Source organism: Burkholderia sp. BCC1208 (genome assembly GCF_902833095.1).
In the GTDB taxonomy this organism is placed as follows: domain Bacteria; phylum Pseudomonadota; class Gammaproteobacteria; order Burkholderiales; family Burkholderiaceae; genus Burkholderia.
This window is the reverse complement of the sequence record NZ_CADFDY010000008.1, coordinates 241,272-257,783: the sequence shown is the minus strand read 5'-3', so window position 1 is coordinate 257,783 and position 16,512 is coordinate 241,272. Positions and strand designations below refer to the sequence as shown.

The 16,512-nt window shown below is 67.9% G+C and carries 13 protein-coding genes; 4 read left to right on the top strand and 9 right to left on the bottom strand.

The annotated features are described in order from the left end of the window. Nucleotides 1-41: 41 nt before the first annotated feature. From rsmA to HWX09_RS20530, 4 genes are read right to left on the bottom strand one after another with little or no spacing between them, the layout of a single operon-like run. Complete coding sequence (rsmA, locus tag HWX09_RS20545; protein WP_027785380.1) at nucleotides 42-869, bottom strand: 16S rRNA (adenine(1518)-N(6)/adenine(1519)-N(6))-dimethyltransferase RsmA; 828 nt, start codon at nucleotides 867-869, stop codon at nucleotides 42-44. Nucleotides 870-917: 48 nt separating this feature from the next. Next, a complete protein-coding gene (pdxA, locus tag HWX09_RS20540) occupies nucleotides 918-1,916 on the bottom strand; it encodes a 4-hydroxythreonine-4-phosphate dehydrogenase PdxA (protein WP_027785381.1) in 999 nt (332 codons plus the stop codon). A gap of 11 nt (nucleotides 1,917-1,927) precedes the next feature. Beyond that, nucleotides 1,928-3,286 (bottom strand): peptidylprolyl isomerase, encoded by a 1,359-nt coding sequence (locus tag HWX09_RS20535; RefSeq protein WP_027785382.1) that lies wholly within the window; start codon nucleotides 3,284-3,286, stop codon nucleotides 1,928-1,930. Nucleotides 3,287-3,337: 51 nt separating this feature from the next. Further along, complete coding sequence (locus HWX09_RS20530) at nucleotides 3,338-5,698, bottom strand: LPS-assembly protein LptD (protein WP_027785383.1); 2,361 nt, start codon at nucleotides 5,696-5,698, stop codon at nucleotides 3,338-3,340. A gap of 223 nt (nucleotides 5,699-5,921) precedes the next feature. On the opposite strand from HWX09_RS20530, the gene HWX09_RS20525 reads away from it, so the two are divergent. Together HWX09_RS20525 and murU are read left to right on the top strand one after the other, a co-directional pair. Beyond that, nucleotides 5,922-6,971, top strand: coding sequence for a phosphotransferase (locus tag HWX09_RS20525; protein WP_027785384.1), 1,050 nt, complete (start codon nucleotides 5,922-5,924; stop codon nucleotides 6,969-6,971). Nucleotides 6,972-6,993: 22 nt separating this feature from the next. Beyond that, nucleotides 6,994-7,716 carry an N-acetylmuramate alpha-1-phosphate uridylyltransferase MurU gene (murU, locus tag HWX09_RS20520; protein WP_027785385.1) on the top strand — a complete coding sequence of 241 codons (723 nt, stop codon included), beginning with the start codon at nucleotides 6,994-6,996 and terminating at the stop codon, nucleotides 7,714-7,716. Between the two features lie 216 nt (nucleotides 7,717-7,932). Here murU and HWX09_RS20515 read toward each other — a convergent pair whose 3' ends face one another. Beyond that, complete coding sequence (locus HWX09_RS20515) at nucleotides 7,933-9,804, bottom strand: ABC transporter ATP-binding protein/permease (protein WP_027785386.1); 1,872 nt, start codon at nucleotides 9,802-9,804, stop codon at nucleotides 7,933-7,935. Nucleotides 9,805-9,980: 176 nt separating this feature from the next. Here HWX09_RS20515 and HWX09_RS20510 point away from each other — a divergent pair, with 176 nt between their 5' ends. Beyond that, complete coding sequence (locus HWX09_RS20510; RefSeq protein WP_027785387.1) at nucleotides 9,981-10,376, top strand: acyl-CoA thioesterase; 396 nt, start codon at nucleotides 9,981-9,983, stop codon at nucleotides 10,374-10,376. Nucleotides 10,377-10,410: 34 nt separating this feature from the next. Here HWX09_RS20510 and HWX09_RS20505 read toward each other — a convergent pair whose 3' ends face one another. Then, the gene (locus HWX09_RS20505) at nucleotides 10,411-10,893 is read right to left on the bottom strand and encodes a nitrate reductase associated protein (protein ID WP_027785388.1); all 483 of its coding nucleotides are present in this window, start codon (nucleotides 10,891-10,893) and stop codon (nucleotides 10,411-10,413) included. A 114-nt stretch (nucleotides 10,894-11,007) separates the two neighbouring features. On the opposite strand from HWX09_RS20505, the gene fdhD reads away from it, so the two are divergent. Further along, complete coding sequence (fdhD, locus tag HWX09_RS20500) at nucleotides 11,008-11,862, top strand: formate dehydrogenase accessory sulfurtransferase FdhD (protein WP_089499158.1); 855 nt, start codon at nucleotides 11,008-11,010, stop codon at nucleotides 11,860-11,862. A gap of 45 nt (nucleotides 11,863-11,907) precedes the next feature. Here fdhD and HWX09_RS20495 read toward each other — a convergent pair whose 3' ends face one another. The 3 genes from HWX09_RS20495 to HWX09_RS20485 all read right to left on the bottom strand — a co-directional run bounded on the left by HWX09_RS20495 (nucleotide 11,908) and on the right by HWX09_RS20485 (nucleotide 16,433). Beyond that, on the bottom strand, nucleotides 11,908-12,675 hold the full coding sequence (locus HWX09_RS20495) for an enoyl-CoA hydratase (protein WP_027785390.1): 768 nt from the start codon (nucleotides 12,673-12,675) through the stop codon (nucleotides 11,908-11,910). A gap of 91 nt (nucleotides 12,676-12,766) precedes the next feature. Further along, nucleotides 12,767-13,966, bottom strand: a complete 1,200-nt coding sequence (locus HWX09_RS20490) for an acetyl-CoA C-acyltransferase (protein ID WP_027785391.1) — start codon at nucleotides 13,964-13,966, stop codon at nucleotides 12,767-12,769. Between the two features lie 31 nt (nucleotides 13,967-13,997). Then, the gene (locus HWX09_RS20485) at nucleotides 13,998-16,433 is read right to left on the bottom strand and encodes a 3-hydroxyacyl-CoA dehydrogenase/enoyl-CoA hydratase family protein (RefSeq protein ID WP_027785392.1); all 2,436 of its coding nucleotides are present in this window, start codon (nucleotides 16,431-16,433) and stop codon (nucleotides 13,998-14,000) included. Nucleotides 16,434-16,512 lie beyond the last annotated feature (79 nt).

Genomic DNA, 16,512 nt, shown 5'->3' with positions numbered 1-16,512 from the left:
GGCAGCCTCTTCGATACGGTCGACGGCTCGCGCCACGCGCGTCATCCGGCCTTGCGCCGCGCCGCAAGCACCTGTGCGACGCCGACGTATTCGGCCACGCTCACGTCCTCCGCACGGCGCGCGAGATCGAAGCCGAGCGCATCGAAATCGATGGTCTCGCGGTAATCGCCGAGCGTATTGCGCAGCATCTTGCGGCGCTGCGAGAACGCGGCCGTGACGATTTCGCCGAGCAGCACCGGGTCGACGTCCGGCAGTTCGTGCGGCTCGTACGGAATCATCCGGACGATCGCCGAATCGACCTTCGGCGGCGGCTGGAACGATTCCGGCGGCACGTCAAGCATCTTTTCCATCACGTAGCGGTACTGCAGCATCACCGACAATCGCGAAAACGCCTTCGTGCCCGGCTCCGCGACCATCCGCTCGACGACTTCGTTCTGCAGCATGAAATGCTGGTCGATGACCGCATCGGCGAACGTCATCAGATGAAACAGCAGCGGGCTGGAAATGTTGTACGGCAGGTTGCCGACGATCCGGAGCGACGGCTTGTCGCCAGGCGACGCGAGCGAACGGAAGTCGAACGCGAGCGCGTCGCCCGCGTGCAGCTCCAGCAGCGCGCCGAAGCGTTGCTGCAGGCGCCCGATCAGGTCGCGGTCGAGCTCGACCGCGTGCAGCGGCGACTCGGGCGTCGCGAGACGCTCGATCAGCGGCCCGGTCAGCGCGCCGAGCCCGGGGCCGATCTCGACCATCCGCTGGCCGCGCGCGGGGCCGATCGTCGCGACGATCGAGTCGATCACGCCGTGATCGACGAGGAAGTTCTGCCCGAAGCGCTTGCGCGCGAAATGGCCTTGGTGCTGTCTGCTGTTCGACATCGACTCAGTAAAACGAAAAATACGACGAATGGGGTAAAACCGGCAGCGTCAGGCTGCGCGGCGATGGCGCGCCATCGTGACGGCCGTGTCGAGCGCGGCGATCATGCTGCCCGGATCCGCGCGGCCCGTGCCGGCCAGATCGAGCGCGGTGCCGTGATCGACCGACGTACGGATGATCGGCAGCCCGAGCGTCACGTTGATGCCCTCGCCGAACGTCGCGTACTTCAGCACGGGCAGGCCCTGGTCATGGAACATCGCGAGCACGCAATCGGCGTCGGCCAGATGGCGCGGCTGGAACAGCGTGTCGGCCGGATACGGGCCGCGCGCGTCGATGCGCTGCGCGTTCGCGCGGGCCAGCGCCGGCGAAATCACGTCGATCTCCTCGCGGCCGAGATAACCGTTCTCGCCCGCGTGCGGGTTCAGGCCCGTCACGAGGATGCGCGGCGCGGCAAGACCGAAGTCGCGCCGCAGGTCGCGATCGATGATCGCGAGCGTCTCGACGAGCCCGTCGATCGTCAGCGCGGCCGATACGTCCTTCAGCGGCAGGTGCGTGGTCGCGAGCGCGACGCGCAACGGCCGGTCGCCGGTGCCCGCCAGCATCATCACGACGCGCGGCGTATGCGTGCGTTCGGCCAGGTATTCGGTATGCCCGGTGAATGGCACGCCCGCATCGTTGATCGTGCTCTTCTGCAGCGGCGCGGTGACGATCGCGTCGTACCGGCCCGCCAGCGCGCCGTCGATCGCCGCGTCGAGCAGCCCGAGCACGTAGCGGCCGTTCGCCGCGTCGAGCTTGCCCGCCTGCGCGGGCACGGCCAGCGCATGATGCGCGACCGACACCTGCGTGCTGCCGGCCAATGCGGCCAGCGCGGCCGGGCCAGCGCCGACCGCCGCCGCCCGCGCGTCGAGCAGCGCCGCATCGCCGAGCACGGTGAAATGCGCGTCGGGCCAGCGCTGCGCGGCGTCACGCAGCGCCTGCACGGTCAGCTCCGGGCCGACCCCCGCGGGTTCGCCGGTCGTGATCGCGATCTGCAGCGCGGGCGTGGTCATCCGATGCTCGCTCAGTTCGCCGGGCCGACGCCGCCGATCTTGTACTGCACGTACGACGAATCGCGCAGTTCGCGCAGCCAGTCGGCATACGCCTGTTCGGCCTTGCGCTGGCCGATCGCCTGACGGGCGATGTCCATCTGCTGCTGCACCGACCCTTCCGCCTCGCGGCGGTTCAGCACCTGGATCAGGTGGTAGCCGTATTCGGTACGAATCGGCTGGCTGATCTGGCCGTCCTGCAGGTTGTTCATCGCGCGCTCGAATTCCGGCACGGTCTCGCCCGGGCTGATCCAGCCGAGATCGCCGCCCTGCGAGGCCGAACCGTCCTGCGAGTAGGTGCGCGCGAACTTCGCGAAATCGCCGCCGGCCTCGACCTGGTTGCGGATGTCGACCAGTTGCTGACGCGCCTGGCCTTCCGACTTGCCTTCGCCGACGCGCAGCAGGATGTGGCGCACGTGCGTCTGGACGATCTTCGGCGCCGCGGCGCTCGCGCCCTGGCTCTGGCGGCGGTCGACGAGACGCACGATCTCGAAGCCGTCCGGCACGCGGATCAGCGTCGGGTTGACCTGGCCCGGGCGCAGCTTCGACGCGGCGTCGACGACCTCGGCCGGCAGCGCGCTCGGCGCCTTGAAGCCGAGATCGCCGCCCTTCTTCGCGTCGTTCGCTTCGGAGTTGTTCTTTGCGAGCCGCTCGAAATCGGCGCCCGACTTCGCCTGCTGCAGCAGCGCTTCGGCCTTCTTCTGCGCGGCTTCGATATCGGCCTGCGGCGCGTTGGTGGGCGCCTTGATGAAGATGTGCTGGAAGCGCAGGTCCTGCTGCTGCGACGCGTTCGGCCCGCGCTGGCTCGCAATGTAGTTCGCGACCTCGGCGTCCGACACCGTGATCTTGCCGTCGACCTCGCGCTCGCGCAGCTTCGACAGCATCAGCTCGGTGCGCGCGTCGTTCGTGAAGATGCTCCAGGGCACGCCTTGCGCCTCGAGACGCGCGCGGTACTGGTCGAGCGTCATCCCGTTCGCCTGCGCGAGGCGCTGCAGCGTGGCCTGCACGGTCGCATCGTCGATGCGGATCCCGTCGTCCTTGGCCTTCTGCACCTGGATACGTTCGAGCACCATCTGGTTCAGCACCTGCGCGCGCAACTGGTCGGCCGGCGGCACCGGCGCGTTCTGCTGCTGCAGCCGGCGTGCGATCAGGCCCACGCGCTGGTCGAGTTCGCGGCCCGTGATCACGTCGTTGTTGACGACCGCGACGACTTCGTCGGCGAGCTGCGCACCTTGCGAACCGAGCGCCTGCGCCGCGGCCGGCGCGGCGGCGAGCAGCGCGGCGGACGCGGCGAGGCTGGACACGACTGCCGCGAAACGAAGGGTTTTCTTCATTGCCACTGAAACTCCATTGAAATCGTGCTGACCGGTGCAGACATGCCGGCGTTACTCGTAGTTGCTGAAGCGGGACATCGGCGGCGGCGGCGGCGGCAACGGCGTGTAGCCCGGCACCCCGGCGCGGAATGCGGACACGAGGCCGTTGTCGACGGTCGACAAGCCCTTGAGCGTCAGTTGCATCATGAATCGCGTCGACGAGTTCTGCTGTCCCGACGAATTGATGCCGTTCGCGGCCCGCTGCACCCCGACTCCGAGCGCCCAGCAATCCGCGTCGTATTGTAAGCCGACCAGACCGTCGACCACGCGATCTCCGGCGAGGTCGTAGTTGAAACGGCCGATCGCATACAGGCGGCGCGTGAGCGGCCATTGCGCGGACACCAGGAACTGGTTGATCGGCTGGTTGTCGAGCGTGGTGTTCGCGCGCGTATAGCGGTAGCCGACGTTGATCACGCGGCGCTCGCCCGGGCTGTAGCCGAAACCGACGCTCGACTTCACGAGCTGGTTGTTGTTCTGGTTGTACTGGAACGCCGTTTCCGACATGAAGCCCGAGCCGAGCTTCAGCGCGGCGCCGACGATCAGGTCCGAGTGACGCGCCAGCACGGCGCTCTGCCCGGGGTTCAGCGTGACGCGCTGATCGGCGAAGTAGTACTGCTGCGCGATCACGAAGCGCGCGCGCTCGTCGCCGGTGCGCGGATCGATGAAGCGCGACGTCAGGCCGGCCGTGATCCGGTTCGCATCGGCGATCCGGTCGTTACCGACGTACGTGTTCGGCTGGTAGATCTCCGCGAGGCCGAAGTCCGATTCCGCGGTGTCGAACAGCGGCGCGTTGGACTGGTCGCGATACGGCGTGTACACGTAGTACAGGCGCGGCTCGAGGGTCTGGATGAAGTCCTGGCCGAACAGGCGCACCGAACGATCGAAGATCAGGCCCGAATCGAAGCTCACGGTCGGGATCGACTCGGTGAAACGCTTCGGGCTGTTCGGCGTGGTCGACGACAGGTAGTTCAGGTCGTACGACGCGAAGTGGTACTGGACCTTCGGCACGGCGAAGTAGCCGGGGCCGTACACGCCGTACGAGATGTACGGGTTGAAGACGATCCGGTCGCCCTGGGTCGCATCGGCGGTCGTGATGCGAAACCGCGAATAGTCGGCTTCCGCGCCGAAGTCGAAGCCGCCGACGTTGTACTTCGTGTACTTCACGTTCAACTGCGGCTCGCGGCTGTACGGCGCGATCGACGGCGGCAGCGTCTGCCAGTGCTGGTAGCGCGCGAGCACCGACCACGGGCCGTTGTTGTACGTGAGGCCGGCTTCCTGCTGGTACAGCGTCTGCGTGCCGTTGATGAACTGGTTCGCCGACCCGAGGTCTTCGGGATACGTGTTGTCCGAGACCTTGTTGAAGTAGACGTAGCCGCCGAAGCCGCCGCCGAAATTCTGCTGGTGCTGCCAGTAGATCGCGTAGCGGTTGCGGTGCGCGAGCCGGTCATCCGGCAGGTAATTGGCCGTAAACGTGCCCGAATACGACGGCGACAGGTAACGGAACGTCGCTTCGGCCATCACGCCGCGCCGCGAGATGATGCGCGGCGTGAGCGTGAGGTCGCGGTTCGGCGCGATGTTGAAGTAGTACGGCAGCGACAGCTCGAAGCCGTTGTTCGAGTTCATCGAGAACGTCGGCGGCAGCAGGCCGCTGCGCCGCTCGCCCGACAGCGGGAACGTCATCCACGGGCTCGCGAAGATCGGCACGCCCTGGAAGAACAGCACGCCGTTGCGCGCGGTGCCCTCGTCGGCGCCCGTATCGAAATCGAAGCGGCTGCCCTTGATGTACCACGCGGGGTTCGTCGAGCACTGGCACGCCGTATACGTGCCGTTGACGAACACCGAGCGCTCGTTGTCGACCATGTCGACGCGCTCCGCGCTGCCCGACCCGCCCGTCACGTTGAAGTGATACTTCGGCGCGGTCATGAAGCCCTGGCTCGCCTCGATCTTCAGGTGCGCCTCGGGGCCCGCGAACGACGTACCGCCATTGACCACCTTGACCTGGCCGTACGCATCGGCCATGTCGGTATCCTGATCGTAGTGGATCGCGTCGGCCTTCACGACGGCGTCGCCGCGCCGCAGCTCGGCCGAACCCTTCGCGGCGAGGTCCTGCTCGGCGGTGCCGCTCGTATGGTCGGCGATCACGAAGGCGGCCGGCTTCGCGCCGTCCTTCAGCGGATGATCCTCGAGCTGGGGCGCGAGACGCAGATCCCACGGCGAGTCGAGCGGCTGCGGCTGCGCAGCCGCACCCGACAGCTGCGCGTACGACACGGCCGGCACGAGGCCGGGCACGGCCAGCAGCGCGAGCGCGAGCCGCCGTTTGCGCGGCGCCCCGTCACCGGGGAAAACATTCGGGAATAGCGGTTTGGGCGGCATCTATCGTTTGGCGAATCGCCCCTTGTCAGCCGCATCTGCACGGCACCTTCGCGCGCGGCGGGCCGCGCCGTCGAGCCGCGACTGCGGCTCTTCGCAAACCGGGGAGGCGATCGGGCGGACGGCGCGACAGGCGGCGGGCCTGCACGGCGGAAGCTGACGCGGGGCGCGTCAAAAAAGTCGTGGGGTATTATATGGCAAGACGTTCCCCCCTCCGCCGAGTTTCATGACGCCCCCATCCGCCGCATCCCAGCCCGACGCCCGCCTCGAAGCGCTCACCGCGTGGCTGCACCCGCTCGCCGAGCGGTATGCCCTCGACCTGTCGACGCTCGCGCCCGCCTCGTCGGACGCCAGTTTCCGCCGCTATTTCCGCGTCGCGTCGGCCGCCAGCACCGGCGGCACGCTGATCGCGGTCGATGCGCCGCCGCCCGAGAAGTGCCGCGAGTTCGTCCAGGTCGCGCAGCTGCTCGCCGCGGCCGGCGACCACGTGCCGGACGTGCTGGCCCACGATTTCGACGCGGGCTTCATGCTCGTGACCGACCTCGGCCGCACGTCGTACATCTCGGTGCTCGATCCGGCCGATCCGGCCGCCGCGCGAGCCCTGATGCGCGCCGCGCTCGATGCGCTGATCCGCTTCCAGCTCACGTCGAAGCCCGACGTGCTGCCGCCGTTCGACGAAGCGTTCCTGCGCCGCGAAATGGAGCTGCTGCCCGAATGGTTCGTCGGCCGCCACCTCGGCAAGCCCGTCACCGACGCGATGCGCGGCACGCTCGACCGCACGTTCGCGCTGCTGGTCGCGAGCGCGCACGCGCAGCCGCAGGGCTTCATGCTGCGCGACTTCATGCCGCGCAACCTGATGGTGTGCGAGCCGAACCCGGGCGTGCTCGACTTCCAGGATGCCGTGTACGGGCCGCTGACGTACGACGTCGTGTCGCTGCTGCGCGACGCATTCGTCAGTTGGGACGAGGAGTTCGAGCTCGACTGCTTCGCGTACTACTGGGAAAAGGCCAAAAAGGCCGGCCTGCCGGTCGATCCCGACTTCGGCGAGTTCTACCGTCAGCTGGAATGGATGGGGCTGCAACGCCATATCAAGATCCTCGGCCTGTTCGCGCGCATCAACTACCGCGACGGCAAGCCGCATTATCTGAACGACCTGCCGCGCTTCCTCGCGTATGCGCGCAAGGTCGCGCTGCGCTACCGCCCGCTCGGGCCGTTCGCGAAGCTGCTCGACGAGTTCGAGGGCAACGCACCGGCCGACGTCGGCTATACGTTCTGAGCGTCCTCACACCCAGTCGAACATGAGCACTACCCTGACCACGGCGATGATTTTCGCCGCCGGGCGCGGCGAACGGATGCGCCCGCTGACCGACACCCGCCCGAAGCCGCTGCTCGAAGCCGGCGGCAAGCCGCTGATCGTGTGGCAGATCGAGGCGCTCGCGCGTGCGGGCATCGAGACCATCGTGATCAACCACGCATGGCTCGGCGAGCAGATCGAAACCGCGCTCGGCGACGGTTCGCGCTGGGGCGTGCGGCTCGCGTATTCGGCCGAGGGCGAAGCGCTGGAAACCGCCGGCGGCATCGCGCAGGCGCTGCCGCTGCTCGAGCGCGACGGCCAGCCGGCCGTGTTCGCGGCCGTCAGCGGCGACGTGTACTGCGCGTTCGACTACCGGACGCTCGCACCGCGCGCCGCCCGGATGGCCGTGCTCGATACGCCGGCAATGCACCTCGTGATGGTGCCGAACCCGCCGTTCCATCCGGCCGGCGACTTCGCGCTCGGCGACGACAGCCGTCTCGCGCTCGACGGCGCCGCGCGCTTCACGTTCGGCAACATCGGCCTGTACGACACGCGGATGTTCCGCGACCTGGCGCCCGGCACGCGGCGCGCGCTGACGCCGTACTATCGCGCGGCGATCGAAGCCGGCCACGCGAGCGGCGAACTGTACGAAGGAATCTGGGAGAACGTCGGCACGCCCGCGCAGCTCGGCGAACTCGACGCGCGGCTGCGCGCCGCCGCGGGCTGATCGTTTCGCGGCTGACTGCCGGTTCGCCGGCGCGGCGGCCGATGGGCCGATGGGCTGACGGGTCGACGACGGCGCCCGGTCAACCGGCCGCGAACCGATCCGGAATCGAGTGGAGCGAACGCCCCGCCGGTTCACCCGGCCGTGCCGCCGCCACGCTGCCGGACAGCCGGCAACCCGCCCGCCCGGGCCGCGCACCGCCTCGTGCGACACCCGCACTCACGCGGCCTCGGCCTCTTCTCCGCCGGCCGCCGCGCGTTGCTGCTGCAGCGCCCACATCTGCGCATACAGCCCGTCGGCGCGCACGAGTTCGTCGTGCGTGCCGCGCTCGACGATCCGCCCGTGGTCCATCACGAGGATCTGCTGCGCGTGCACGACCGTCGACAGCCGGTGAGCGATCACGAGCGTCGTGCGATGCCGCGCGATCTGGTCGAGTTCGTGCTGGATCGCGCGTTCCGAGCGCGAATCGAGCGCCGACGTCGCTTCGTCGAACAGCAGCACCGGCGGATCCTTCAGCAGCGTGCGCGCGATCGCGACGCGCTGCTTCTCGCCGCCCGACAGCTTCAGCCCGCGCTCGCCGACCGGCGTGTCATAGCCCTTCGGCAGACTTTCGATGAAATCGTGGATGTGCGCGGCGCGCGCGGCCGCGACCACCTCGTCGCGGGTCGCGGTCGGCCGGCCGTACGCGATGTTGTAGTAGATCGAGTCGTTGAACAGCACGGTGTCCTGCGGCACGATCCCGATCGATGCACGCAGCGATTCCTGAGTGACGTCGCGGATATCCTGGCCGTCGATCCGGATCGCGCCGCCCGCCTGCCGATCGAGATCGTAGAAGCGGAACAGCAGCCGCGACAGCGTCGACTTCCCCGAACCGCTGTGGCCGACCACCGCGGTCGTCGTGCCGGCATCGATCGTAAACGTCACGTCGTGCAGGATCTGCCGCGACGGCTCGTACGCGAAGTTCACGTGCTCGAAACGCACCTGCGCGCCGGCCACCGCGAGCGGCGGCGCATCGGGCCGATCGGCCACCTCCTTCGGCGCCGACAGCAGCCCGAACATCCGGTCCATGTCGGTCAGGCTCTGCTTCAGCTCGCGATAGACGACGCCGAGGAAGTTCAGCGGAATGTACAGCTGCAGCATGAACGTGTTGATCAGCACGAGATCGCCGAGCGTCAGCTTGCCTGCGAGCACGCCCTGGGTCGCGCGCCACAGGATGAACACGAGCCCCGTGCCGATGATTGCCTGCTGGCCGAAGTTCAGCACCGACAGCGAGTTCTGCGAGCGGATCGCGGCCTTCCGGTAGCGCTTCAGGTTCTCGTCGTAGCGCTGCGCCTCCCACTCCTCGTTGCCGAAGTACTTCACCGTCTCGTAGTTGATCAGCGAGTCGATTGCCCGCGAGTTCGCGCGCGAATCGAGTTCGTTCATCGTGCGGCGAAAGTGCGTGCGCCAGTTGGTGACCTTCACGGTGAACACGATGTACGTGACCAGCGCCGCGAACGTCACGTATGCGTAGTAGGCCTCGTACTTGACCACGAAGAAGCCGAGCACGAGCCCGACCTCGACGAGCGTCGGCAGGATGCTGTACAGCGAATACGAAATCAGTTGCTGGATGCCGCGCGTGCCGCGCTCGATGTCGCGCGACATGCCGCCCGTCTGGCGTTCGAGGTGAAACCGCAGCGACAGCCCGTGCAGATGCCGGAACACCTGCAGCGCGAGCTGGCGCACCGCGCTCTCGGTGACCTTCGAGAACAGGATTTCGCGCAGCTCGGTGAAGAGCGACGTCGACAGCCGCACGAGCGCATACGCGAGAACCAGGAGCCCGACGCCGCCCGCGAGCACGATGCCGGCCGACTGCTCGGCACGGCCGAGCGCGGTGAGCTGCTGCACGTAGGACAGATGGTCGACGATGCGCTTCATCACGACCGGCACGCCGAGGTTCGCGACCTTCGCACCGATCAGGCAGCCGAGCGCGAGCGCGACGCGCCATTTGTAGGTGGTCAGGTACGGCAGCAGCGACCGGATGGTCTGCCAGTCGTTGCGAGGCCCGGTCGAAGCCGGCGCGGGCTCGCCGGAAGCGGGAAATCGGCGCATGGAGGGAAGGGTTGTGCGGCGACACCGGACGCGCGTATCGGCGGCCGGCTCGCGCGCTTTCTCGTACAATTTGCGAACGTTGTATTGTCGCAGAAGCCGCTTCGCGCCGCTGCCGGCGCCCTCGCCGGCCGGGCTGCGCGCGGCGGCCCATTTATTACAGGATGAAAGCCCCCGCCATGACCGATTCGACCCTCGATCTCCCGCAGAAGCAGCCCGCGCTGCGCGTCGTCCCGCAACCGCACGACGCGAACGTTCACGGCGACGTGTTCGGCGGCTGGATCATGTCGCAGGTCGACATCGCCGGCTCGATTCCCGCGAGCCAGCGCGCGAACGGCCGTGTCGCGACGGTCGCGGTCAACTCGTTCGTGTTCAAGCAACCGGTATTCGTCGGCGACCTGCTGAGCTTCTACGCCACCATCATGCGCACCGGCAATACGTCGATCACGGTCGACGTCGAGGTGTACGCCCAGCGCATGCGCCTCATGGGCGAAGTCGTGAAGGTGACCGAAGCGACGCTCACGTACGTCGCGACCGGCTCCGACCGCAAGCCGCGGCAACTGCCGCCGCTCTGACGGGCAGGCGCCGTCGCAGCGCGGCAGGCGGCCGTCAGTGCGTGGCCGTCAGCCCGAACTCCCGCATCGCGGGCAGGAAATCGTGATTCAGCGTCGGCTTGCGCGACAGCTTGACGAGCACGTAGCGCTGGAACGGTGCGAGCCGCTGCCACTGCACGAGCGCGGGCGCCGGCAGCCCGGCCAGCGCGCTCTGCTCCACGAGCGACTCCGGCACCGTATCGACGACGCGCCAGGCCGGCTGCTCGTCCGGCTGGAACCATGACGGCTCCAGATCGGCGTGCGTGCGCAGCATTTCGAACAGCGCGTGATCGAAGTTGGGCTCGATCGCGGTGTCGTCGTCGGCCGGAAAGCGCGCGAGCAGCTTGCGGTCCTCGAGCGGCAGCAGTTGCCACTGTTCGAGCGAAATCCGCAGCCCGAAGCGATCGAGATTGAAACGCACGATCATCGGGATATACGTGAAGTTTTCCGACGAATCGTGTTCGAAGTTGAAGAGCAACGGAGCGTCGCTGAGTCCCATGGTCGTTACCTGACGTGGCGGATGCCGGCGCGGCCGGCTTGCCTGAGGTATTTTAGAACCTCTGCGCGCGGGTGGCGGCACGATCGTCGCCGGCCGTGCTTCGAATCAACGGGAGTGCTCGTGAATCCGACCCAATCAGACGAACCGCGCGACGAACTTCGCGATGAACCGCGCGGCGCGATCGAGCTGCCCGTGAGCCGCACGCGCGGCGGCGCGGTCCAGACCGCGCACGACTTCGTCGGCCAGGAATGGCCGGTCGCACTCGTCTTCAACGGCATCTCGCACGCAGTGATGATGTGTACGCCATGCGACCTCGAAGCGTTCGCGGTCGGCTTCGCGATCTCGGAAGGGATCGTTGCGCGCGGCAGCGACATCAAGGACATCGAGGTGATCCTGCACGCCGACGCGCCGCTGCCGCATGCGGAAGTCCACCTGGAAGTCGTCCAGCAGGCGTTCGCCGCGCTGAAGGACCGGCGCCGCGCGCTCGCGGGGCGCACGGGCTGCGGCGTCTGCGGCATCGAAAGCATCGACCTGCTCGACCTTGCGCCCGAACGCGTGCCCGATACCGGCTTTCTCGCGCGCCTCGCGCCCGACGCGCTCGCGCGTGCCGCGCATGCGCTGCCGGCACACCAGGCGCTCACGAAACTGACCGGCGGCCTGCATGCGGCCGCGTGGTGCGACGCAACAGGCGCGATCCGGATGGCCTTCGAGGACGTCGGCCGCCACAATGCGCTCGACAAGCTGATCGGCTCGCTCGTGCTGTCGCGCGCCGACACCACCGACGGCTTCGTGTTCCTGTCGAGCCGCGCGAGCTACGAGCTCGTACGCAAGGCCGCGCGGGTCGGCATCCCGCTGGTCGCGACCATCTCCGCACCGTCGTCGCTCGCGATCGAGATCGCGAAGGCGGCCGGCTTGCGGCTCGTCAGCTTCTGCCGCGAAACGGGCCACGTCGACTACGGCACGGCCTGATCGCAATCGCGCGCCGGCGATCCGCCGCCGGCGCGGCCCGCTCCATCAGTCGAACTGACGGAAATCCGGCTTGCGCTTCTCGAAGAACGCCGTCATCGCCTCGCGCGCTTCCGGCGCGCGCAGCATCGCGGCGAAGTGGCGCGCCTCCTCGGCCATCCGCGCGGGCGTCGCCACGCCGCCCGTATCCTTCAACAGCGCCTTCGTCACACGCAGCGATGCCGCAGGCAACGCCGCCAGCTTCGCCGCCTGCTTCGCCGCGAATGCGTCGAGTTCGGCCGCCGGCAGCACGCGATTGACGATGCCGATCCGGTGCGCCTCCAGCGCGTCGAACGCTTCGCCGAGCAACAGCTTCTCGGCGGCGACCTGATGGCCGGCCAGGCGCGGCAGCAGCGCGCTCGACGCGGCTTCCGGGCACAGCCCGAGCTGCGCGAACGGCAGCGAGAACGTCGCGGTATCGGCCGCGTAGACCAGATCGCAGTGCAGCAGCATCGTCACGCCGACGCCCACCGCGATGCCCGGCACCGCCGCCACGATCGGCTTGCTCGCGCTGCTGATCCGCGCCAGAAACTGGAAGACCGACGCGGTATCGTCCTTCGGCGGCGACTTCAGGAAATCCTCGAGATCGTTCCCCGCGCTGAAATTGCCGTCGCTGCCGCGCAGCAGGATCACGCGGACCGCCTTGTCTTCCTGCGCGTCGGCGAGCGCATCGGCCATCGTCTGGTACATCGCCGCCGTCAGCGCGTTCTTCTTCGCCGGGCGCGCGATCGTGATCGTCATCACGCCGTCGGCGCGCTCCACTTGAATGTCGGCCACAACCGTCTCCTTGAACTGTCCTCTACCGGAATAAAAAACGGTGCGCGAGCTCGTGGCCCGCGCACCGTCGTCGCTTTTCGTCGCGTCCCGCTTACAGGCGTTCGATGATGCCCGCGGCGCCCATGCCGGTGCCGACGCACATCGTGACCATCCCGTACTTCAGGTTGCGGCGGCGCAGGCCGTGCACGACGGTCGCCGCGCGGATCGCGCCGGTCGCGCCGAGCGGGTGGCCCAGTGCGATCGCGCCGCCCATCGGGTTGACCTTCGACGGATCGAGGCCGAGGTCGCGCATCACCGCCAGCGATTGGGCGGCGAACGCTTCGTTCAGCTCGATCCAGTCGAGATCGTCCTGCTTCAGGCCGGCGGCCTTCAACGCGGCCGGAATCGCTTCCTTCGGGCCGATGCCCATGATTTCCGGCGGCACGCCGCGCACCGCGAAGCTCACGAAGCGCGCGAGCGGCGTCAGGTTGAACGCCTTCAGCACTTTCTCCGACACGACGAGCAGCGCGCCGGCGCCGTCCGACGTCTGCGAGCTGTTGCCGGCCGTGACCGAGCCCTTGTTCGCGAATACCGTGCGCAGCTTCGCGAGGCCTTCGATCGACGTATCCGCGCGCGGACCTTCGTCGAGCTTGATCTCGCGCGTCTTCACGTCGATTTCGCCGGTCGCGAGGTTCGGGAAGCGCTCGGTGATCGTGTAGGCGGCGATCTCGTCGTTGAACTCGCCGGCCTGCTGCGCGGCGAGCGCCTTGCGGTGCGACTCGACCGAGAACGCGTCCTGGTCCTCGCGGCTCACCTTCCACTGCTCGGCGACGCGCTCGGCCGTCAGGCCCATCCCGTACGCGATGCCGAAATCTTCGTTGCGATCGAAGATGTGCGGCGACATCGACGGCTTGTTGCCCATCATCGGCACCATGCTCATCGACTCGCAGCCGCCCGCGAAGATCGCGTCCGATTCGCCGACGCGGATCCGGTCGGCCGCCATCGCCAGCGCGGTGATGCCCGACGCGCAGAAGCGGTTGACCGTCACGCCGCCGACCGTCTGCGGCAGGCCGGCGAGCAGCGCGCCCATGCGCGCGACGTTCAGGCCCTGCTCGGCTTCCGGAATCGCGCAGCCGATGATCGCGTCCTCGATCAGCTTCGTGTCGAAGCCGGGCACCTGCGCGACCGCCGACTTGATCGCGTGGACCAGCAGCTCGTCCGGCCGCGTGTTCTTGAACACACCGCGCGGAGCCTTGCCGATCGGCGTGCGGCTGGCGGCGACGATGTATGCGTCTTGCAATTGTTTGCTCATTTCAGACTCCTTGTCCGCTCTGTCCGCTCGCTCAGTTACGCACCGGCTTGCCGGTCTGCAACATGCCCATGATCCGTTCCTGCGTCTTCTGCGTGCCGAGCAACTCGACGAACGCACGGCGCTCCAGCGCGAGCAGCCACTGCTCGTCGACGAGGCTGCCGGCTTCGACGTCGCCGCCGCACACCGCTTCGGCGATGCGGCTCGCGATCAGGTAGTCGTGGTCGCTGATGAAGCGGCCGTCGCGCATGTTGACGAGCGATGCCTTGATCGTCGCGATCGCCGAGCGGCCTGCCACCGGCACGTCCTTCGCACGCAGCGGCGCACGGTAGCCGACGGCGGCCAGCGCACGCGCTTCCTTCTTCGCGGTGTCGAGCAGTTCGAACACGTTGAAGACGATCGTGTCGGACGGCTTCACGTAACCCATCGCGCGTGCGTCGTGCGCGGACGCCGACACCTTCGCCATCGCCGCGTTCTCGAACGACTTCGTGACGAACTTCAGGATGTCGGTGGTCGCGTTCGCGGCCGTCGCGGCGTCCGCCGCGCGCAGCGCCGCTTCCTTCAGGCCGCCGCCCGCCGGCACGAGGCCGACGCCCACTTCGACGAGACCGATGTAGCTCTCGACGTGCACGACACGCTTCGCGCTGTGCAGCATCAGCTCGCACCCGCCGCCGAGCGCGATGCCCGACACGGCCACCACCACCGGCACGTTCGCGTACTTCACGCGCAGCATGCCTTCCTGGAACTTCTTCACGAACGGCTCGATGCCCTTTGCGCCGCCCATCATGAACGCGGGCATCGCCTCCTCGAGGTTCGCGCCGGCCGAGAACGGGCCGCCCGGCGTGCCGAGCTTCAGCGACGTCGGCTGCCAGATCACCACGCCCTTGTAGTCCTTCTCCGCGAGTTCGATCGCCTGCACGAGGCCGTCGATCACGCTCGGTCCGATCGTGTTCATCTTCGACTTGAACGACACGATCACGACGTCGTCCTCGCCGGCACGATCGTCGACCCACGCGCGCACCGCGTCGGTTTCGAACAGCGTCTTGCCGTACGTCTTCGGATCGGCGCCCGCTTCGCCGAGCAGCGGCGCACGGAACACCTGCTTGTCGTAGACCGCGAGGTCCGAACGCGGCACGAAGCGCTTCGATGCCGGCGCCCACGAGCCTTCGGCCGTGTGCACGCCGCCCTTCTCGGCGACCGGGCCTTCGAGCACCCACGACGGAAGCGGCACGTTCGCGAGCGCCTTGCCGGCCGCGATGTCTTCCTGCACCCACTCGGCAACCTGCTTCCAGCCGGCGGCCTGCCAGCCTTCGAACGGGCCCTCGTTCCAGCCGAAGCCCCAGCGGATCGCGAGATCGACGTCGCGCGCGTTGTCGGCGATCGATTCGAGATGCACGCCGATGTAGTGGAACACGTCGCGGAAGATCGACCACAGGAACTGCGCGTGCGGATGGTCCGTCTCGCGCAGCAGCTTCAGGCGCTCGGCCGGCGGGCGCTTCAGGATGCGGCCGACCGTTTCGTCCGCCTTCGCGCCCGAATCGACGTAGGTGCCCGTCTTCGCGTCGAGCACCTTGATCGCCTTGCCTTCCTTCTTGTAGAAACCGCCGCCCGTCTTCTGGCCGAGCGCGCCCTGCTTCACCAGCTCGGCGAGCACGGCAGGCGTCTGGTAGACCGGGAAGAACGGATCGTCGGCGAGGTTGTCCTGCATCGTCTTGATCACGTGCGCCATCGTGTCGAGGCCGACCACGTCCGCGGTGCGGAACGTCGCCGACTTGGCGCGGCCGAGGCGGCTGCCCGTCAAATCGTCGACTTCGTCGAAGCGCAGGCCGAACTTCGCGGCCTCGGTGATCACCGCGAGGATCGAGAAGATGCCGACACGGTTCGCGATGAAGTTCGGCGTATCCTTCGCGCGCACGACGCCCTTGCCGACGACGCTCGTCAGGAAGGTTTCGAGCTGGTCGAGGATCTCCGGGCGCGTATGCGCGGTCGGGATCAGCTCGACGAGGTGCATGTAGCGCGGCGGGTTGAAGAAGTGCACGCCGCAGAAGCGCGACTTCAACTCGTCCGAGAAACCTTCGGACAGCTTCGTGATCGACAGGCCCGACGTGTTGGTCGCGAAGATCGCGTTCGGCGCGATGTGCGGCGCGACCTTCTTGTACAGGTCGTGCTTCCAGTCCATCCGCTCGGCGATCGCCTCGATCACGACGTCGCATTCCGCCAGCTTCGCGATGTCGTCTTCGTAGTTGGCCGCCTCGAGGTACTTCGCATCGTCCTTCACGCCGAACGGCGCGGGCGACAGCTTCTTCAGGTTCTCGATCGCCTTCAGCGCGATCGCGTTTTTCGGGCCTTCCTTGGCCGGCAGGTCGAACAGCAGCACCGGCACGCGCGCGTTGACGAGGTGCGCGGCGATCTGCGCGCCCATCACGCCGGCGCCCAGCACGGCGACCTTGCGAATCAGGAAATTGCTCACGGGATGTCTCCGGATAGTGTCGTGCAGCGCGGAATGTGAGGGCTGCACGGCGAAGTGAGTACCAGGAACCGTTGCGTTC